The following is a 21,379-nucleotide window of genomic DNA, read 5'->3' on the forward strand; positions in this document are numbered from 1 at the left end:
ATGAATAGGAGTGTCAATTCTGTGTTTGAGAAAAAAAATCGTATTTTACTGCGGGAACTTGTAAAGACGGATTTTAAATTGCGTTATCAAGGTAGTGTGATTGGGTATCTATGGTCCGTTTTGAAGCCACTCATGCTTTTTGCAGTTATGTATGTGGTGTTTATCTACTTCCTAAGGTTTGGGGACGATGTTCCTCATTTTGCTGTGGCTTTACTTTTAGGAATGGTCTTATGGCAATTTTTTACAGAAACTACAAGCCAAGGAATGCAATCAATTGTAATTCGGGGGGATTTACTTAGAAAACTGAGTTTTCCTTCTCATATTGTCGTGGTTTCTGTTTCAATCAATGCTCTGATAAACCTGGTAATTAATTTGATTATTGTTTTTATTTTTGGTTTGATAAATGGGGTTGAAATAACGAAGTTTGCGATGATTCTCCCGTTTTTACTAGTAGAGTTGTATGCATTTTCTTTGGGGGTAGCATTCATATTAGCTACAGTTTACGTCAGATTTCGTGATATTGGTCCAATTTGGGAAGTCTTATTGCAAGCTGGGATGTATTTGACACCAATTATTTATCCGATAACTCTTGTAATTAATATGAGCCCTAAGATAGCAAAAATATTGATGATGAATCCTTTGGCACAAATTATTCAAGATGCTCGTCATGGGCTTACTAGCACGATAAATCTCACTGTGTGGCAGCTTGTGGGAAATAAAGCGTTAGTTGCGTTTCCTTATATTTTACCCTTTGTATTATTGATTGTTGGATTTTTAATATTCAATAGAAATTCTAAGAAATTTGCGGAGATTATTTAAATGAAGAATAACGTAGCAGTAAAAGTAAGTAATGTGAGCAAGACTTTTCATTTACCAACTGATAATAGTACCAGTTTAAAAAGGACAATTGTTAACTATTTTAAGGGGATAAAAGGCTACCGAGATCAAAAAGTTTTGAGAGGCATTTCCTTTGAAGTGAATCAAGGAGATTTTTTTGGAATTGTAGGACGTAATGGTAGTGGTAAGTCTACCTTATTAAAAATCATTTCACAAATTTATTTTCCAGAGCGTGGCACTGTAGAAGTTAATGGAAAATTAGTATCTTTTATTGAGTTGGGAGTAGGCTTTAATCCTGAGCTGACTGGAAAAGAAAATGTTTACTTGAATGGCGCGATGCTGGGGTTTCCTGAAAAAGAAATTGATGAAATGTATGGAGATATTGTTGCGTTTGCCGAATTAGAAGATTTCATGCACCAAAAACTAAAAAATTACTCTAGTGGTATGCAAGTCCGACTAGCTTTTGCAGTGGCTATTCAAGCAAAAAGTGACATTTTGGTTTTAGACGAGGTCTTAGCTGTGGGTGATGAAGCGTTTCAACGGAAATGTAACGATTATTTTTTGAATGCGAAACGTGACAAAAAAACAATTATTTTGGTTACCCATGATATGGATTCTGTCCGTAAGTATTGCAACCGAGCAATATTAATCGATAAAGGAGAAATAAAAGTGATTGGGTCTCCTGACGAAGTAGCCAATCAATATTCTTTAGATAATGTTACACAAAAAGGATCTGCGACTGTTATTGAAGAGGTCGTCACTCAAAACACTCCTGAGCCAATCGAGGAAGTTGAAGAAAGGATAAATAATGTCCAAAACCAAAAGGAAAACCTTTCTCCTGTTCGTGATTTAAAAGTTAGGTTACTTTCTAAAAAGTTGTTGGAGGATTCAGATAGAGTGGTAGAATTTGAAATTTCTTATAACGTTTTAGAAGATATTCCTACTTATATTGCGTTTTCCATGGTAGATATCGACCGTAACGTGTGGATTTACAATGATAATTCGTATGATTTCAAAACTTCTAAAGCTGGGGAAAAACTTTTCCGCTATACCTGTCACTTGTCTGAACTTAACAAATGCAAACTAAAATTAAATGTGGCCGTTCGAAATGACGAAGATGAACCAATGATTTTTTCTGATACAGAAAATTCACCAGTGCTTATAATTTCGCCGAAAGCAAATATGACTAAAAGTGAAAGAATTGCAAGTAGTGGCGTTATCAAGAAAAATGGACAATGGACAGCGAAATAATCATTTACAGAAGTTAGGAGAGAATGATGAATACAGTTTCAGTTATTGTGACATGTTATAATAAAGCTCCATTTATAAAGCAATGTATTGAGAGCATCTTTAACCAGTCAATACAAACCATTGAGTTATTGGTGATTAATGACGGTTCGACGGATGAATCGGATGAAATTATTCGTAAGACGATAGAGAAGTCCCCTTTCAAAAAAACGGATTATGTTAATCAGAAAAATTTAGGAGCCTGTTTGTCGAGAAATATTGGGTTAGATTGGGCAGTTGGAGAATATATTTTAATTGTCGATGGAGATAATTATTTAGAGCCAAACCATATCGAAAAATCTTTAAACACCCTACTTGAATCAGATTCTGATATTGTATACTGTTCTTTAAAAAACTCTGACACGGGAGAAGTTTTAATCGAAGCACCAGATTTTTCACTGGGACGGTTAATAACAGTAAACTTTATTGATACCTGTTCTCTTTTCAAGAAGGGGATTCTTGGTAGTCACCGCTTCGATCCAGAACTAAATCGGCTGTTTATGCAAGACTATGATTTCTTTTTAAGCTTAATACACTCTGGAGCTAAAGCCACGAAAGTACCGAATCTTTACTTAAATTACCGAGTATTAGATAACTCTCAAGGAAATCGCGGTGATGATCGTTTAAAAAGAATCAAGTGGATTGAAGTTTATAACTATATTATTCAAAAGTACCCAGAATATTTAAATAATCAAACAACCCATATGGGTAGTTGGTATCGGGAACTTAACAATCAATATGAGCATAAAGTCGAAGAAAGTAATCAAAATAAGAATCAACTGGATGAATTGTCCATTCAGCATTCTTTCCTGCAAGAAAAATCTGACAAGTTGAATCGAATTAATGATTTATTACAAAAAGAAATAGAAGAACAATCAAAAAAAATAGAAGAACAATCAAAAAAAATAGAAGAACAATCAAAAAAAATAGAAGAACAATTAAAGGAATTAAAATTAAAAGAAAAGACTGTTCGTGTCAAGGAAATGATGATAGAGGATAAAGATACTCATATTTTTAACATCGAAAATCAATACGCGGATATTATGCGATCAAAAACATGGAAAGTAGGACGGGCGCTAACAGCTCCTGTCAGAGTATTGAAGCTTTCAAAACAATATATTGATAAGGTCGTTCGTGTATATCGAGTTTCCGGGACTAAAGGCGTAATCAATAAGATTAAAAATAAGCAAGTTGAAAGAGATAGTAGCTATAAAGATTGGATTGTAAATAGAGAGTCTAGAGATGTATCTGGAGATCGAAAAGATTTAACCAAGCTTGCATATGAGCCTTTGATTTCTATTTTAATTCCCGTTTATAATGTTGAAAAAGAGTGGCTTAACAAATGTGTAGAATCGATACAAAATCAATGGTACAAAAATTGGGAGATCTGTCTGGCAGATGATTGCTCTACAAAAAAAGAAACGAAAGAAACTCTGAAACAGCTTCAAAATTTGGACAATAGAATTAAAGTTGTATTTAGAAAAGAAAACGGACATATTTCTGAAGCTACCAATTCTGCTTTAGCTTTAGCTAAAGGTGAGTTTATCGCTTTGGTGGACAATGATGATGAACTTCCAGCAAATGCTCTATACGAAGTAGTAAAAATACTTAATGAGAACCAAGACTTATCTTTAATATATTCTGATGAAGACAAAATCGATGAATATGGTGAACGTTTTGATCCGCACTTTAAACCAGATTGGTCTCCAGATTTAATTTTAAATCAAAATTATGTTTCTCACCTTGGTATTTATAGAACCTCTATTGCACGAGAAATTAATGGATTTAGAAAAGGGTTTGAAGGAGCTCAAGATCACGATTTCTTGCTTAGGTTTGTTGAAAAAATTAATCGTAACGAAATTGCCCATATTCCAAAGATTTTATATCATTGGCGTGCAATTACTGGATCTACGGCTTTAGCTTCTGGAGAGAAAAATTATGCTTACGATATTGGTGTTAAATCTGTTCAAGAAGCACTAAAAAGAAGAAAGATTAACGCTGTTGTCAAAAAAGGTAGGTATCCTGGGGTTTACGATGTGAAGTATGATTTAGTGGAAGAAGCAAAAGTTTCAATAGTCATTCCTACTCGGAATGGTTATGAAGATTTGAAAACATGTGTGGATTCCATTATCAATAAATCATCATATCCAAACTATGAAATTATCATAGCAGATAACGGGAGTGATGATCCTAAAATGCAAGAATTGTTTGCTTCATATCGTGAATTATTGGGAAGTCGATTCAAGAATGTTCTTTTAGATATGCCATTTAATTACTCACGTATTAATAATCTTGCAGTAGAAGCATCATCTGGAAAGTATCTGTTGTTTCTAAATAACGATACATCAATTATTAGTTCGGACTGGATTGAGACGATGCTTGGTTTTTGTCAATTTGACAGAGTTGGTTGTGTGGGTGCTAAACTTTGGTATATGGATGATACTATTCAACATGGTGGGGTGATAGTTGGTTTAGGGGGTGTCGCTGGACATACTTTCCTAAATGCAGGAAAAGATAATCCTGGTTATTTTAGTAGGCTTTATACAGATTATAATTATTCTGCAGTTACAGCTGCGTGTTTAATGATTAGTAAATCAGATTTCAATCTCGTTAACGGTTTTGATGAAACTCTTGAAGTTGCGTTTAATGATATTGATTTATGCTTACGAGTAAAAGCACTTGGAAGAGATAATGTTTGGGCACATGATGCTGAATTGTATCATTATGAATCAAAGTCTAGAGGTTATGAGGATACACCAGAAAAGGTGAAACGCTTCAATCGAGAAATAGAAAAGATGCAAGTAAGATATGGAGAAGAATTGTTGCACGATCCTGCGTATAATGAAAACTTCTCCTTAAATGCAGCACCTTTTACTGTAATTGGTCGATAGGCTTTGTTGTAGTTGTTCAATGCTATTCTGAATTTGATAAGCAGAACGAGTTGTTATAAGAACGATAATCAAAGTGTCCTTGCGTTGATTGGATTTGAGATGTTAAAAGAGGAGTTTTATAAAATGAAGTTAATTATTCAAATACCTTGTTATAATGAAGCCGAAACATTGGAAATTGCGTTAAATGATCTTCCCAAAAAAATAGACGGTATTGATGAAATAGAAGTACTTATTATTAATGACGGTAGTAAAGATAATACGGTTGAGGTAGCAAAAAACTGGGGCGTAAACTATGTTGTTAATTTCAAACGAAATAAAGGTTTAGCTAAAGGATTTATGGCAGGGATAGATGCAGCCTTGAGGAATGGAGCAGATATCATTGTTAATACCGATGCAGATAATCAGTATGCTGGAGAAGATATTGAAAAACTTGTGCGACCAATTTTAGATGGAAAATCTGATATTGTTATTGGTGAACGACCAATTATGGATACTGAACATTTTTCTCCTTTGAAAAAACGATTACAGAAGTTTGGGAGTTGGGTTGTACGAAAAGCATCTAACTCGGATATTCCTGACGCGCCAAGTGGTTTTAGGGCATATAGTCGAAATGCCGCTATACAGTTAAATGTTGCTAACGAGTATACTTATACTCTTGAAACTATTGTCCAAGCTGGTAGAAATAAAATTGCGCAAACTTCAGTCCCAATTAGAACTAACGCAGAGCTAAGACCGTCAAGACTGTTTTCGAGTATGTTTGGATATGTAAAAAAATCCATGTTAACCATTTTACGTGCATTCATGATGTACAAACCGTTGAGATTTTTTTCATTATTAGGCGGTATTATTTTTGCAGTGGGTGGATTAATTGGTCTGCGCTTCCTCTTTTTCTTTTTTCAAGGAACAGGTAATGGACACATACAGTCTCTCATATTATCGAGTACTTTGATGATGATTGGCTTTCAGACGTTTGTTATTGGATTACAAGGGGATATGATTGCCGCAAATCGAAAAATTCTGGAGGATATTCAGGTTCGTGTTCGAAAAATGGATTATTCTCAGGACTTAGATTCCAAAAAATAATTTTTATCCTCATTTTTTATGCAATGGGAGTTTATTGATGAAAAAAATAATTAATAAGGTAGCTACGAAGGAAACGGGTAGAATTTTTCTCGTACTCCTAGCTTCTTTTTTGACTGTGTACAGAATTATACTTCAACTAAAACTTCCTCCAGTTACATTTGCTGGTGGTGGGGTAGACGAGCATGTGTTTGTAATGCAAGCAACTGAAATTTTAAAAGGGAATTGGTTTGGGGATTATAATTCCAATACATTGGTAAAGAATCCAATGTATTCGTTCTTTTACATTTTTGTAAATAAGATTGGAGTTGCATATCCTTTTGCGTTGATAATGTTCTACATCTTCTCCATCATTGTATTGATCTGCGCACTAAGTCCAGTTATGCGAAGTACCTTATTTCGATTTTTTGCCTATATATTTTTGCTCTATTCTCCTGTAATGTTGGATAAAAAATTCGGGTTTCGGCTATACAGAGATGCTCTATTAACTCCTTTAATTGTATTACTAGTTGCAAGCTTGATTGCACTTTTCTTGTATCGCAATCGTTCTAAGTATTTGCTAATTGCTTGGTCAATTTTAGCAGGGGTATCGTTTTTTTCTTTTACGTATCTTCGTGAAGATAGTATATGGTTAAAACCACTTTTTTACGTTGCTTTGGCTATCACATTCTTTTTCATTCTATTTGGTAAAGAACGTGTGTTAGAGAAAGTAATAAAAATGGGATCACTGCTAATACCAATTGCCATATTCTTTGGTTTAACTATGGCTCTTAGTCATCAAAATGAAGAAAAATATGGGATTTATGCAGTTAATGACCATACACAAACACATTTTCAAAATGTTATTGCCGACTTAATTGCAATTGATGATGGGACAAATCAAGAGTATATTTGGGTACATCGAACTGCATTAAGGAGTGCTATGGAAGTTTCTCCAACCTTGAGAAAACTTGAAGAGCAATTTGATAGTTTTTATGTTCCAAATTCTACATTGATGGTGAAAATTGATGGAGAAAAGCAGCAAGAAATGTTTAGTGGAAAAGTAGTTTGGCTTTTACGCTTAGCTGTCGAAAGAGCCGGGGTAGGTTATCAACAGGAATTAGTCGTAAATGGAAAAAAAGAACTCGGTGGTAAAGTCACAGATAATTTCTATAAAGCGATTCATGAGGAATTGATGGCGGGCTTTAATGATGGGCGCCTGAAGAAAAGAAGTGGCGGAATCTCTGTTTCAAAATCGGCCCCTGCCAAAAAGATTGAAGATATCAAAAAGAATGTACTTCCTAAAATATTATATACAGCTCAGGAAACGGCGCTATATCGGAGTTATTTTGTTACCGAAGATAATCGAGCTGTTAGTGGAGATGTTATGGCAACGAGAGAAATAGAGATGTTGATTAATTCACCTTTGAATTATCCCGTCAGCTCTGAACAAGCTCAGTATAATAAATCAATTGGCGGAGTTGTCAAACGTATTAATCGAATTATTTCGCTATACAAAATAACTAGTATTCCTGTGATTATTCTGTCTATTATAGGCTTTGTTTCTTCTATTATAAATTTGAAAAGACAAGGTTATAATGATAAGCACTTCTTGATTGTACTAGTATCTATTGGTTTAGTATTGTCATATTTTATCCTACTATTAGGAGTTTCCTGGGCGTATTCCTGGGTGTCGGGTGACACTATGAATCGATTATACTTTTATAGTAGTGGGGCGATTCCAATTTTGCAGATTATTTATATACTCTGTTTTGGAGCATTGTTTGAAGCATTGGGCAGGCGTAGTCAGATGATGGGAAAACATCAGAAAACTGAGCGTGTATCGGAATAGTCGATACACGCTCAGTTTCGATATAACATTCATGAATGAAGAGGATTTAATAATGGTTTATTTTGAAAAAATGAAAAAATTGATAAGAAATAATCAAAAGTATTTAGTTGCTATCATTGTCATAGCGTTTATGCTTTTGTTACTCTATAGTCCAATTATTTTTGATGGTTGGAAATTATCATTTACTAACGTTACATATTCTTTTTCACCATTTGATAGTTTGGGAGTAAAGACTAAAGGCCCTTTTTTATCTGATCCCGCAGATAACGTGTATCCAATTGCTTATCAGTCTATTCATAATCTAACATTTACATCATGGATTTCCATGTTAGGAATAGGCGCACCACAGAGCATGTCAATCTATCTATTTTTTTTAAACTATGTCTATCTTTTGCCATTTGATATAGCACCTCTAGTAATTTCCATTGTAAAAGTGCTCATTGCTTTTTTTGCTATGTATTTTTATATGAAGCATCTTAAAATTTCTCGCATTGGCTGCTATATTTCGAGTGTATCATATGCTTTGTGCTCAACGATGGTAGTCTGGCATGGGTGGCCTCACTCAGAAGTTACAATGTTGGCGCCTCTACTTTTTTTAGTGATGGACTTATTATTAGAAAAGATTAAAGTAAGTACGATTGTTTGTGGAAGCCTTATAATTTTTTGTATGCTAGTTGCTGGAATGCCTACCTACACTGCTTATTTTATGTATTTGGTTGGTTGCTATGTATTATATTATGGGTTAAAAAAATATTGGAACGATAAGCGAAAGTTATTAGGCTATTTTTTTAGCTTTTTTGCTTGTGTAGTTTTGGGTGCATTACTTTCATTACCGTATACTTTGGAATTACTTCAGACGGTGGGTGGTAATGGCTATAATGACTCTAGAAAGGGGCTTGCGGAAGCAAAGCTGAGCTTGGATTATTTACGAACTTTATTTTTCCCATATGTTCGTGAAGATTTGACAATTCATGTTAACGAAGCTACTTTATATACGGGGATTTTAGCCATGGTTTCCTTACCATTGTCGTTCCTAAATATCAAAAAGAAACCAAAAGATATGTTTTTCTTAGTCTCATTAATTGTTCTGTTCATCCTTGTATTTACGAACCTACTATCGCCGATTTATCAGATGTTACCATTAGTAAACACTTCGATTAGATACCGATTAATAGTTTTAATTAACTTTAGTTTATCGGTTTTAGTTGGATTGAATATTGGGGATATATTCGAAAACTTGGCGGATTACAAAAAGAAAAAGTTTTTCTTTGTTTCCTTGTTAGGAATTGGGATTGGCTTCTTTTACATTGCTTATTCGATCATTGACTCTTATAAATTAAGTAAGGCACTAAATGAGCAAGTAGATACTGCTAAGTTGGTACTAATTGCGTTATTCGTTATTTGTGTAATCACTTTATTTGTAAAAAATAGGGTGACAATAACATTATGTAAGTTGTCGTTAATTATTTTAGTTATTATTGATATGGCTGGGTTTGGCAGTTACTATTTGCCATTAATTTCGAACGATGCATCAGTTATACCTCCCATAACCGATTCATTGTCGTATGTTAAAGAAAATACGAAAAATCAAGAAAAAACAGCATCTATCGGACAATGGACTTTTTTTGCTTCAAATAATATGTACTATAATATTAGAGATGTTCGTGGTCATAATTTTGTATACACGAATAAAGATATTAAAAATTATTATGAAGCAATAGATGACGAAGCTTATTCAACGCCGACAAGAATCGCTTTTCACAAAATTGATAACGAGAACTTGTTAAAGTATCTTGGGGTCAAATACATTTTAAGTGAATCAGAGGGGGCTTCTGATCGAGAACCATTTATCTCCGGTGTTACTCCGCTGAGAGAATTTTATGAAGGTGAAAAAGTATTTACTCAGACATTTACAGCCACTGAAAACAATTTATCTACATTAAAATTGATGATTGGTACTTACCAAGGAAAGTTCACAGAACAGGATAGTGTAGCGATTCAACTTATTGATTTACAAAGTGATGAGATAATACGGCAGGCGTCAACTTCTCTTTATAAACAGAAAGATAATGATTACATCACTTTTTCTTTTGATCCCATTGGGAATTCAAAAGATACTGAATACAAACTTGTGATAAAAACCAATGTTCAAGAGGAGCATAAAATTACTTTCTATGCCAGCAATGAAAAAAGCTATGAAGGTGACTTTTCGGAAACTGATTACAGAGGAAATCTGGTCCTACAGCCTTTTTATAGTACGCAAAACGAACGTATTGGTGGAGACGGTATTACGGTAAGGGAGCTAGAAGACTTCTCTCAGCAAATCCAGCTAACTGATGAAATAATCACGGAAAAAACATCGAAAGATGTTCTTTCTTCGATGGAGAATAATTATAGAAAAAACAGAGTGTACTTTTCGAAAGAAGATAATTATCCTAATGTACTAAATAGCAATAAACTAAGTGCGGAGGAAAGCATTAGTTCTCCAGTAAATAACCGTGATGGCACAATTTCTTTTGATGCGACCGTTGATGAAAGTCGTGTTGTATTGATAAATGAATATAACGATGGCAATTGGGATGCATATATTGATGGACAAAAAACTACTGTATATAAAGGTAATTACTTATTCAGGGCAATTGTTATTCCAAAAGGAAACCACACAATTGTCTTAAAACACAATAGTAAAAGTTTATTTATTAGTTGGATTGTCACCGGTGTCACAGTAGTCGTGCTTCTTATCCTAGTTCTTTTTAGGAAAAAACTTCAGATACTTTTGAGCAAATATGGAATAACAGTTTAAGAGTGGATTGTATAGGAAACAATAATGACTATTAGGAATTTTAAAGTATTGTATGATTGCAAGAATTTTAGTCTGTACCATAGTGGAGGGAATCACTTGAAAAAAAAAATATCAATTTTATTAATTATTTTGTTATGCTTGTTTCAAAATTCAACGATAAGCTTTGCAGAGAGTTCTGCAAATGATGTGAGTGAGAGTAGTACAGAAAATTCTTTTCAGGAAAGTTCATTGGAGAGTAGCTCAATGTGGGAAATGGGCACTGTCTCTTCGACTGAACAGCTTACCGAAACTACAGAGAGTTCATTAGAAACAAGTAGCGAGTCTAGTTTATCTAATAGTTCTACTACTGAAAGTACAGTTGAACCAGATGAAGTTAGTGATGTGCCAGAAAAGGTTGAAGAACAGATTGATGAGGCGTCAAATAAAGAGATGGGCACAAATTTCAAAACGGACTCTAATAAACTTGCGAGAGCTGGAAGATCATCTGTTATAGCTGGTAATAACAATACTCCAGAGGCTAATTTTATCGATGTTTCTAGTCATAACGGAACAATTAGCGTATCTGATTACAAAGAAATGATTCGCTATGGAGTAACAGGAGTTGTAGTAAAAGCGACGGAAGGAACTTCATATAAGAACAGTTACTATTTTGAAGGACAGGTAAAGAATGCATTAGCGGCAGGATTGAAAGTATCCGTGTATCATTACGCTCACTACACAACAGCTGCTAAAGCACGAGCGGAAGCAGATTATTTTGCTTCATACGTCGAAAGTATTGGGATTCTGGATAAATCCGTTAATATGGTAATTGATATAGAGGAAAATGCTATGAAAAATGGTAGTCTTAGTTTAAATACAATTGCTTTTAAAAATAGACTAAATTCGCTGGGGTTTTCTAATGTGCTGTACTATACTTCGGCATCTTGGATTACTGAATATGGTGATGGTGGAGAGTTAAGCGCTAATACATTTGGTTATCAGAATATTTGGATTGCACATTACCCAACTAACTTGACATCTAATATGAACTGGTATAGCAAGTATGCTTCTTGGCAATGGTCTTCAGTCTACGTCTTTCCTTCAAAATCAGATGTTTATTTTGATATTAATCAGGATTATGGTGGTCGCTTTACAAATAAAGACCTGCTTGATAATGGAAATGTTTATTACTTTAAAAATACATTTTCAGCTGGTAATGCAGATCTAAGAGTAGTATATGGCAGACCGGAAGATGTGACATATTTCGGTGATTGGAATGGCGACGGCAAAGATACGTTTGTCGTTCGCAGAGGCAATATGTACTATTTTAAAGATTCGTTATCTAGTGGTGAAGCAGATGTCACCATCTCATTTGGAAGAGATGGTGACCAAGTTTATTTTGGTGATTGGGATGGTGATGGGAAAGACACTATTGCTGTTAGAAGAGATAATAAGTATTATTTTAAAAATGATCTTTCTGACGGTGAAGCAGATTTTTCTGTAGCGTATGGACGTGGGACGGATGATTGCTATTTTGGTGACTGGGACGGTGACGGAAAGGAAACAGTTACTGTTAGACGTGAAAATATTTTCCATATTAAGAATTCGATTTCTTACGGTAATGCTGATATCATGATTGCCTATGGTAAGCCAGATGATGAGATATTTATCGGTGATTGGAATGGGGATCAAGTTGACGGCTTGGTAGTAAGGAGATTGAATGCTTATCACATTAAGAACAATCTAACAACTTCCGGCGTTGCTGAAAGAGTAGTTACTTATGGAAAAGCAACGGATAGAGTGTACTTTGGCGATTGGACAGGGACTGGTCTTGAGTCAATTGTTGTTAGACGGTAGCTGTCTAACAACAGTTGATTACTTGTGAATGAATAATATTTACAGTAGAAAAGTTGGAGGTAAATCATTGAAAAACAACCTGAATAAGTCGTTAAAAATCATTGGTAACATAATTACTATTGTGGCTATTTTCTATGTTATCAAGAGATTAATGAATAATGATTATGATTACAGCCAGTTGCTAGTTTCAAAAAATATTTTTCCGATGTTGATTATTATTGTTGTACAATCTGTGATGGTAATGACCAATGCTTTTCCATGGAAAATATTAGTAGAAATGTTAACAGAAAGAAAAGTTCCTTTTGTAGAGACAATTCCAGTATATGTAAGTGCAAACTTGATGAAGTATGTACCAGGTAATGTTTTTCAATATGTTGGAAGAAATCAGTTGGCTGTACGTAATCGTCTTCCGCATTTACCAGTTGCTTTAGCGACTATGTTAGATGTCCTAATTACAGTAATCGCCGCTGCAATAATTTCCATTTTCTTCTTATACGATTTTATAGCAAAATATTTACGAGTTAATTCTTGGATGCAGACTGCATTGATTATAGTAGGAATTATCATCGTTTTGGCGGTATTTTTAATGTTTTTGTTTAGGAATCAAATATGGAAAAAAATTGAAAATTATAGTTATCTTTTTAGTACGAAAAGTATCAAAACGATACTAGTCGCTTTGATTTACTATATTATTGTATTGATGATTTCGAGTTTGATGTATTTAATCGTTGTTATTTATATCACCGATACTCCACTTAGCTCACAAGTTTTTCTCCAGTTATTTTCTGCGTATACGCTTGCGTGGCTTGTGGGCTTTATCACGCCTGGAGCACCTGGAGGTATTGGAATAAAGGAACTTGTCATGGTCGCTGTAACTGGAGGGTATATTGGTACTGATGTAATCACTCTTTCAATGGTAATTATCCGAATATTGCTAGTCGTGGCAGATTGTATAGCATTTGTATTCGGCAAAATTTTTGAGATTATATATAAGACAAAGGGGAGACAAAATGCTTCCAATTGAAGAAATCGAAAAAAAGTTTTATAATAAAAAAATTCTTTTTATATCTACTAAAAATTTAGACTATATCCGAAACACCCAGGAAATAAACTGGTTAAAAGGGCTAGCAAGTGAAATAGAAATAATTTGTCATCCTTCGAACAATTATTTTATCAGGCTGTTTTTTGTATACCTCAAACTATTACCCAAATTAATTAAACGAGATTTTGATGGCTTATTTTTAGGATTTGCTCCCCAGCTACTGTTTCCGTATTTTCCATTTTTACCTAAGAATAAGTTGATTGTCATGGATTTTTTTATTTCTTTTTATGATACTTTAGTAGACGATCGGAAGAAAATAAAAGATAATACGTTTTTTTCAAAAGCACTGCATTTTTGGGATCGAAAAACTTTAGAAAAGGCTGATTGTGTAGTTGTTGATACAAAAGCTCATGGAGAATTTTTTTCAGAAGAATTTAGAATAAATAAAAGAAAAATCGGGGTTCTGTATATCGAGGCAGATTCATCTATTTATCAACCGCACCCAAGGGAAAAAAATGCTAAATTTGAAGTAATCTATTTTGGAAGTATTCTACCAGTTCAAGGGATTCAAGTTATATTAGATGCATTAAAACTGCTAAATAATCATTCAGAAATTCATTTTACTTTAATCGGCCCCATTGGATCAAAATTTCAAGTGAATGAGATGGATTTTCCAAATGTGACGTTTATTCCTTGGGTTACTCAAAAAGACTTAGCTGAGTATATCAATCAAGCTGATCTTGCTTTATCGGGACATTTCAGCAGCACTGTAGGAAAAGCAAATCGGACAATCGCTGGCAAAACATATATTTATTTAGCTATGCAAAAAAAAATTATTTTAGGAGATTCCGATGCCAATCGAGAATTATATAAACCGTCGACTAATATTTTTTATGTCGAAAGAGGGAATCCTCAGGCTTTGGCGAATCTCATTATGGATATATCGTCGGGAAACCCATAATTAGTCGACAGTTTACTTCCTAATTGCTCCTTTTCCTCCTTCTGACTTTCGTGTATAATGGTACAAGTTACTATACGAAGTTAGGAGGAGTTGTTTTGTCTAAACAACATCCAGACGAAGGGGACATCAGAAAAAAAGTAATGGAATCTCTTAAATCCACAGACAAGAAACAAGTGGAGAAATCGTCGAATATAACAGCAAAAAATCAATCAGAAAAAGCAGCAAGTTCGGTGGGATCAAGACGAAGCAGTACTGGGAAAAAGACTGAGAAGAAGAGTACTTCAATGACTCAATCGAACAAGAACCTAAATTTAGAGAGAAAAACTCCGGTAAATAAGAAACCTGTTTCCAAAAAGAAACAGGAAGAATATCGCCGAAAAGCTTCACGTGAAAAGGAAAATCGCATGGTCAGCAAAATCGTCACCATTGTGGTGGTGGCTTTACTGATTATGGGTACGATTTTAGCCTTTTCTATTTATCGCTATGTTTCCAGTGGGCTGAAACCCTTAGATGCAAATAATTCCGAGAAGGTTGCGGTGGAGATTCCTCAAGGGTCTTCCAACAAAGCCATCGGGGAGATTTTGGAAAAAGATAATGTGATTAAGAGTGGTATGATCTTTAACTACTACACGAAGTTTAATAATTTAACCGGCTTTCAAGCTGGGAAATACAATTTATCACCAGACATGACCTTAGATGAAATCAGTGAAGCATTGGTGAACGGTACGGGTGGTGCAGCAGATGTGAAGCTGACGATTCCGGAAGGGTACGATGTGGATCAGATTGGGGATGCGATTGAGAAGAACTTGAAAATCAAGAAAAAAGATTTCTTGGACTTAATGGAAAATGATGAGTTCTTTGAAGAATTGCATAAGAAATACCCACAACTGTTGGATTCCGCAGCAGAAGCAGAAGGGGTTCGCTACCGTCTTGAAGGGTACTTGTTCCCAGCAACTTATGATTATTATCAAGGAACGGATTTGGAAACCTTTGTGACATCGATGGTGGACAAAACTAACTCTGTTATGAGTCCTTATTATCAAACGATTACGGACAAAGGCTTGACGGTGCAACATGTGCTGACGCTGGCTTCCTTGGTGGAAAAAGAAGGAAACAATGAAAGTGACCGGCGGAAGATTGCCCAAGTATTCTTCAATCGTCTAGCGGTTGATATGCCGATTCAGTCAGATATTTCGATTCTTTACGCTTTAGGCGAACACAAAGAGCTCGTGACGTATAAGGATCTGGAGGTGGATTCCCCTTACAACTTGTATACCAATCGGGGATATGGGCCGGGGCCATTTGACAATCCAAGTGAACAGTCCATTAAAGCGGTCTTGAATCCGCAAAGCAATGACTACTACTATTTCGTTGCAGATGTTTCCACAGGGCAAGTGTATTACGCCCAAACCTTGGAAGAGCACAATGCCTTGGTGGAAGAACACGTAAACAACAATGATTGAAAATGATGAAAGTGATTTACTTTTGACAAAAAGCGTGGTAATCTTTTGGTTGCGATTTAACGAGAATCTTTAAACGGGGAATCCCGGAGAAATAATGTCAAACGTAATGGGAATAAAGGAGAATTTAGCTATGGTAGAAAAAGTATATCCAATGACTGCTGAAGGAAAAGTAAAATTAGAACAAGAACTAGAAGAATTAAAAACGGTGAAACGTGGGGAAATCATCGAACGGATTAAAATCGCACGTGGTTTCGGCGATCTTTCCGAAAACTCCGAGTATGAATCTGCGAAAGATGAACAAGCCTTTGTGGAAGGACGCATTACTACTTTGGAAACAATGATTCGTTTTGCACAAATCATCGACAACAACGGCGTGGACAAAGATGAAGTTTCTATCGGGAAGACCGTGACGTTTATCGAATTACCTGATGGCGAAGAAGAAGAATACACCATTGTCGGGAGTGCCGAATCTGATCCATTTTCTGGTAAGATCTCAAATGATTCACCAATTGCCCAAGCCTTGCTTGGCAAACGGGTGGACGATGAAGTCATCATTTCGACTCCTGGTGGCGACATGAACGTGAAAATCACCAAAGTTTCACCAAACTAAGCGCTAATTTCAAGGCTGTGATCCGCTGTGGCAAGTAGCCGGCTGCGGGTCACAGCTTTTTTGTGCCTGACTAAAGGGAAGAAACTCCACCTTAAGACCGATGGATTCTCCCTTTGTTTTAGGTATGATAAAATAAAAAAGAGTAGGAGGTGATTGCTGTGAAAAATCCATGGCGTTTTTTCTTTGTGGGAGAAGCCCTATTGCTTTTATGGGCCGTGTGGCAAATCGTCAGCAGTCCCCAATTATTGATTTTGTTGGGCTTTGGCCTATTGTGCCTCTACATGGGCTTCAAACGTCGGAAACGAAACGGCTTTTGGTTCATTATCGGGGGCGTCAGCGTCTTTTTGAGCTTAGTATCCAGTCCCGCTCTCTGGTTGATGCTCGTCTTCGGAATCGTTTTTGTAGGGTTAAAAGGCATTGAAGTCTCAGGCATTGATCCTTCAAAAAATGCGTTTTGGAAAAAGAAGCACATTACCATAGTGGAAAGTGAAGAACCTTCAGCCCATGGGGGAACGAAGGTGAAACAACCTTTGTTTGGCAATGAGCGCATTGGCAATCAAGTCTACGAATGGGATGATATCAATCTGTTGGCCATTTCAGGAGACACGATTATCGATTTGGGCAATACGATTTTGCCAAAACGGGATAACGTGGTCTTGGTGCGTAAAGGCATTGGCCGGACGCGAATTTTGGTGCCACTAGGTGTCGGCGTCATGGTGGAGTATGCTACTTTTGCCGGGGATTTGATCTTTGAAGGGGAACAAAGCACTTTGAGAAATGAATCCTTAAAGGTCTACAGTGAAGACTATGACGAGAACCCCCGCCGGATTAAAATCATCACCAGCACCTTTTTAGGAGATGTGGAGGTGATCCGTATATGATGGCCAAAATCTCCAAGGGAATGCTGTCCTTTTATGTGGGGTTAGCTGCCTTCTTAACGTTAATCTTAGTGATGTTTTCCTTTCTTCATGCACGAAAGATTTCCCATTGGTGGAAAGTCTTATTAGAGACCCGGATCTTTTTTATCCCTTTGATCTTGTACATTCTCGTAATCGCCATCGGATTTGGCTTACTGGCATTCTTTTTAATTTCGCTGTTTCGCCGGAGTTTGTATGGGGAAATTGAGGAAAAACTGCGAGTGATGGCTAGTGGCAATTATGACAGCCCAATCGTGACCAAGGAGTTGCCCCACTCTAAGGAAAATCATTACGTGACGCGAATTGACAAAGATTTGCAAGTAATTGCTAGTAAGATGCAGGAAATTTCGGCAGAATTGCAAACATTGAACAACCAGCCTCGGCTATTGGAAGGGCAGACGAAAGAAGAAATCTTAGAAATCGAGCGTCATCGCTTGGCTCGAGAATTGCACGATTCCGTTTCCCAGCAATTATTTGCTGCCATGATGATGCTGTCCGCGATTACGGAAAAGGCCAAAAAAGACCAAGTCTCAGAAGCCCAGCAAAAGCAGCTGGCCATGGTTACGGATATTATTAATGCATCTCAATCAGAAATGCGGGCGTTGCTCTTGCATTTGCGTCCGGTGAGCTTGGAAGGCAAGAGCCTGCGCCAAGGAATCGAGCAATTATTAAAAGAATTACAATCAAAAATCAAAATTGAACTGAAATGGGACGTGGAAGATGTAAGTTTGCCCACGGCGATTGAAGATCAACTGTTTCGGGTGGTACAGGAGTTGCTTTCGAATACGTTGCGTCATGCGAAGGCTAACGAGTTGGAAGTCTATTTACATGAAATCGATCAAAACGTCTTATTACGAGTGATTGACGATGGGGTTGGCTTTGACACTAGTCAGCCGAAAGCGGGAAGTTATGGCTTGATGAACATTCGCGAGCGGATTGCTGCGGTGGGTGGTATGGTGAAAATCATTAGCTTTAAAGGTCAAGGAACCAGTATTGAAATCAAGATTCCTTTGATTAAGCCGCTTGCTAGTGGAAACTAAATTCCCTGAGAAGAGAAAAAGGAGAGTGTGGTATGATTCGGGTATTACTGGTAGATGATCACGAGATGGTTCGATTGGGCGTTTCTTCTTATCTTTCCATTCAAGACGATATCGAAGTAGTGGGTGAGGCTGAGAACGGACGCATTGGCTATGAGAAAGCTTTAGAATTGCGCCCAGATGTGATTTTAATGGATTTAGTGATGGAGGAGATGGATGGCATTGAGTCCACTCAGTTGATTTTGCGAGATTGGCCGGAAGCCAAAATTTTGATCGTCACGAGTTTTATCGATGATGAAAAAGTTTATCCTGCCATTGAAGCAGGAGCGGCAGGGTATCTTTTAAAGACTTCCACGGCTCATGAAATCGCCGACGCCATCCGAGCGACACAGCGAGGAGAACGAGTCTTAGAACCGGAAGTCACCACCAAGATGATGGACAAGATGACCGGTCGCTATCAAGTTCTGCATGAGGATTTGACCAAGCGAGAAGCAGAGATTTTGATGTTAATCGCGCAAGGAAAGAGCAACCAAGAAATCGCGGATGAACTTTTCATCACCTTAAAAACGGTTAAGACTCATGTTTCCAATATCTTATCGAAATTGGAAGTAGAAGACCGCACGCAAGCGGCAATCTATGCCTTTAAACACGGCTTAGCCAAATAAAAGACCTCGCCAATAGTCAATTGGCGAGGTCTTTGCTATACTTAAGAACAGGGACACAGCGAGGATGAAGGAAGAATGTTGGCTGTGGAAAAGGAGAAGAACATGAAACAGAACTATGCAATCATCGGGTTAGGCCGCTTTGGCGGAAGTATCTGTCGGACGCTAATCGAATCCGGTCAAGAGGTTTTGGCCATCGATAACAATGAAGATCGGGTCAATGAATACATGAATATCGCGACTCATGCGGTGGTGGGCAATGCCCAAGACGAAATGACCCTGAAATCATTAGGAATCCGTAATTTTGATCACGTTATCGTGGCAATCGGCGAAGACATCCAAGCCTCCATCTTGGTAACTTTAATGGTGAAAGAAATGGGTGTACCCGACGTATTGGCCAAAGCACAAAATGAATACCATGCCCGTGTTTTGGAGAAAATCGGCGCCGATCGTGTCGTCCATCCGGAACGAGATATGGGGATTCGAATTGCTCACAATCTGGTGTCTAAAAATATTCTGGACTATGTGGAGCTCTCCGATGACTATTCCATGGCAGAAATTCGCGTATCCAATCCGCGTTTCTTTGATAAAACGTTGTTAGAATTAAACTTCCGCCAGCGCTTTGCTTTAACGGTGGTCGCCATCCGCCGCTCAGACGGCAAAGTGGTCGTTTCCCCGACTGCCGATGAAATCGTTCGAAAAAATGACAATCTGCTGGTAATCGGTACCACAGAAGACGTAGATATTCTCGACAATAAAATGAATGACTAGGGAGGCAATTTGATGAAAATCACAGTGACACCGGAAGCATTGGCTTGGTTTCAAGCCGAAGTAGAGGTTCCAACAGGTCAAGGCGTCCGTTTCTTTGGGAAAGTTTATGGGAAGACCCAAGTCCATGACGGTTTTTCTGTGGGGATGACCATCGATACTCCAGAAAAACCAATCGTGAAATCAAAAGAAGCAGGGATTTTATTCTTTGCCGAAGAAGCCGATGACTGGTTCTTTAAAGGTTATGATTTAGTAGTTGCTTACGACGAAAAATTAAAAGAACCGAAATACGAGTTTACTGAAAATGGCGAAGAGCGAGAAAAGGGGCTGTAAGGCCTCTTTTTTTTTCGGTGATTTCCGTTGATATGCTATAATTTTTTTATGGAGGAACTTGTATGTTATCAATAATAGTACCTTGTTATAACGAGGAAGCGACCTTGCCCTTGTTTGTCCAGGCAGTAGAAGAAGTGAACCAAGAAATGCACCAAGAGTTAGAATACATTTTTGTTAATGATGGTTCAAAGGATCAAACCTTACAAGTTATTAAGGATTTATATTATCAATACCCGAAATCCCTTCGCTTTATTTCTTTTTCACGAAACTTTGGCAAAGAGGCGGCGCTTTATGCTGGCTTACAAGCAGCTACAGGAGATCTGATTACGGTAATGGATGCGGACTTACAAGATCCACCGGAACTTTTACCGGAGATGCTACGCTTAATTGAAACGGGAGAGTACGATTGTATCGGTACTCGGCGCCAAGATCGAGCGGGAGAACCTCCTATTCGAAGCTTTTTTGCGAAGCTATTTTATCGTTTGGTGAATAAAACTGGTCAAACTGAAATGGTCGATGGGGCTCGGGATTTTCGGTTAATGACCCGACAAATGGTGGACGCTGTATTGGAATTGACGGAATACAATCGTTTTTCAAAAGGAATTTTCAGCTGGGTGGGGTTTAATACAAAGTACCTGTCCTTTGAAAATCGAGAACGGGTTGCTGGCGAAACTTCTTGGTCTTTTTGGAGCCTATTTCGTTACTCCATTGATGGCATAGTGAATTTTTCCGAAGCACCGTTGAATATTGCTTCAATCGTAGGAGCTTTGTCTTGTGTTGGTTCGGCCTTGGCATTACTTTTTATTGTAATTCGTGCTCTGGTCTATGGGGATCCAACAGCCGGTTGGCCTTCCATGGTATCGATTATGCTTTTTGTCGGTGGGCTACAATTACTATGTTTGGGCATCATCGGTAAGTATATTGGAAAAATATTTTTAGAAACAAAAAAACGACCACTCTATCTGGTAAAAGAAACAGAGGCGGATTTAACGAAAAAAAAGAATGAGGCGTGAGCCTCATT

Annotated in this window: 17 protein-coding genes; all 17 read left to right on the forward strand. The window is 37.0% G+C overall.

Annotated features, from left to right (window positions below):
* A complete protein-coding gene (locus I579_RS08745) occupies positions 1–819 on the forward strand; it encodes an ABC transporter permease (protein ID WP_034810439.1) in 819 nt (272 codons plus the stop codon).
* Positions 820–2,088 carry an ABC transporter ATP-binding protein gene (locus tag I579_RS08750; protein ID WP_010753967.1) on the forward strand — a complete coding sequence of 423 codons (1,269 nt, stop codon included), beginning with the start codon at positions 820–822 and terminating at the stop codon, positions 2,086–2,088.
* A gap of 26 nt (positions 2,089–2,114) precedes the next feature.
* Positions 2,115–5,015, forward strand: a complete 2,901-nt coding sequence (locus I579_RS13125) for a glycosyltransferase (protein WP_010753966.1) — start codon at positions 2,115–2,117, stop codon at positions 5,013–5,015.
* Positions 5,016–5,138: 123 nt separating this feature from the next.
* Positions 5,139–6,098, forward strand: coding sequence for a glycosyltransferase family 2 protein (locus tag I579_RS08760; RefSeq protein WP_010753965.1), 960 nt, complete (start codon positions 5,139–5,141; stop codon positions 6,096–6,098).
* Positions 6,099–6,135: 37 nt separating this feature from the next.
* Positions 6,136–7,926 carry an MFS transporter gene (locus I579_RS08765; protein WP_010753964.1) on the forward strand — a complete coding sequence of 597 codons (1,791 nt, stop codon included), beginning with the start codon at positions 6,136–6,138 and terminating at the stop codon, positions 7,924–7,926.
* 52 nt (positions 7,927–7,978) lie between these two features.
* Positions 7,979–10,729: a YfhO family protein gene (locus tag I579_RS08770; RefSeq protein ID WP_010753963.1), complete on the forward strand. Its 2,751-nt coding sequence runs from the start codon at positions 7,979–7,981 to the stop codon at positions 10,727–10,729.
* A 96-nt stretch (positions 10,730–10,825) separates the two neighbouring features.
* Positions 10,826–12,565 carry a GH25 family lysozyme gene (locus I579_RS12565; RefSeq protein WP_010753962.1) on the forward strand — a complete coding sequence of 580 codons (1,740 nt, stop codon included), beginning with the start codon at positions 10,826–10,828 and terminating at the stop codon, positions 12,563–12,565.
* A gap of 67 nt (positions 12,566–12,632) precedes the next feature.
* The gene (locus I579_RS08780; RefSeq protein ID WP_010753961.1) at positions 12,633–13,589 is read left to right on the forward strand and encodes a lysylphosphatidylglycerol synthase domain-containing protein; all 957 of its coding nucleotides are present in this window, start codon (positions 12,633–12,635) and stop codon (positions 13,587–13,589) included.
* On the forward strand, positions 13,576–14,568 hold the full coding sequence (locus I579_RS08785; protein WP_010753960.1) for a glycosyltransferase: 993 nt from the start codon (positions 13,576–13,578) through the stop codon (positions 14,566–14,568). Before I579_RS08780 ends, I579_RS08785 begins: the two co-directional genes overlap by 14 nt.
* A gap of 140 nt (positions 14,569–14,708) precedes the next feature.
* Positions 14,709–16,031, forward strand: coding sequence for an endolytic transglycosylase MltG (gene mltG, locus I579_RS08790; protein WP_081633682.1), 1,323 nt, complete (start codon positions 14,709–14,711; stop codon positions 16,029–16,031).
* Between the two features lie 130 nt (positions 16,032–16,161).
* Entirely contained in the window at positions 16,162–16,641 is a 480-nt protein-coding gene (gene greA / locus I579_RS08795) for a transcription elongation factor GreA (RefSeq protein WP_010753958.1), read from the forward strand.
* Positions 16,642–16,799: 158 nt separating this feature from the next.
* On the forward strand, positions 16,800–17,522 hold the full coding sequence (gene liaF, locus I579_RS08800; RefSeq protein ID WP_010753957.1) for a cell wall-active antibiotics response protein LiaF: 723 nt from the start codon (positions 16,800–16,802) through the stop codon (positions 17,520–17,522).
* The gene (locus I579_RS08805) at positions 17,519–18,598 is read left to right on the forward strand and encodes a sensor histidine kinase (protein ID WP_010753956.1); all 1,080 of its coding nucleotides are present in this window, start codon (positions 17,519–17,521) and stop codon (positions 18,596–18,598) included. Before liaF ends, I579_RS08805 begins: the two co-directional genes overlap by 4 nt.
* Positions 18,599–18,630: 32 nt before the next feature.
* The gene (locus I579_RS08810) at positions 18,631–19,260 is read left to right on the forward strand and encodes a response regulator transcription factor (protein ID WP_010753955.1); all 630 of its coding nucleotides are present in this window, start codon (positions 18,631–18,633) and stop codon (positions 19,258–19,260) included.
* 102 nt (positions 19,261–19,362) lie between these two features.
* Positions 19,363–20,028: a potassium channel family protein gene (locus I579_RS08815; protein ID WP_034810574.1), complete on the forward strand. Its 666-nt coding sequence runs from the start codon at positions 19,363–19,365 to the stop codon at positions 20,026–20,028.
* Positions 20,029–20,040: 12 nt separating this feature from the next.
* Positions 20,041–20,358 (forward strand): HesB/YadR/YfhF family protein, encoded by a 318-nt coding sequence (locus tag I579_RS08820; RefSeq protein WP_010753953.1) that lies wholly within the window; start codon positions 20,041–20,043, stop codon positions 20,356–20,358.
* Between the two features lie 62 nt (positions 20,359–20,420).
* Positions 20,421–21,371 (forward strand): glycosyltransferase family 2 protein, encoded by a 951-nt coding sequence (locus I579_RS08825; protein ID WP_010753952.1) that lies wholly within the window; start codon positions 20,421–20,423, stop codon positions 21,369–21,371.
* Positions 21,372–21,379 lie beyond the last annotated feature (8 nt).

The organism is Enterococcus asini ATCC 700915 (genome assembly GCF_000407365.1).
Taxonomy (GTDB): domain Bacteria; phylum Bacillota; class Bacilli; order Lactobacillales; family Enterococcaceae; genus Enterococcus_C; species Enterococcus_C asini.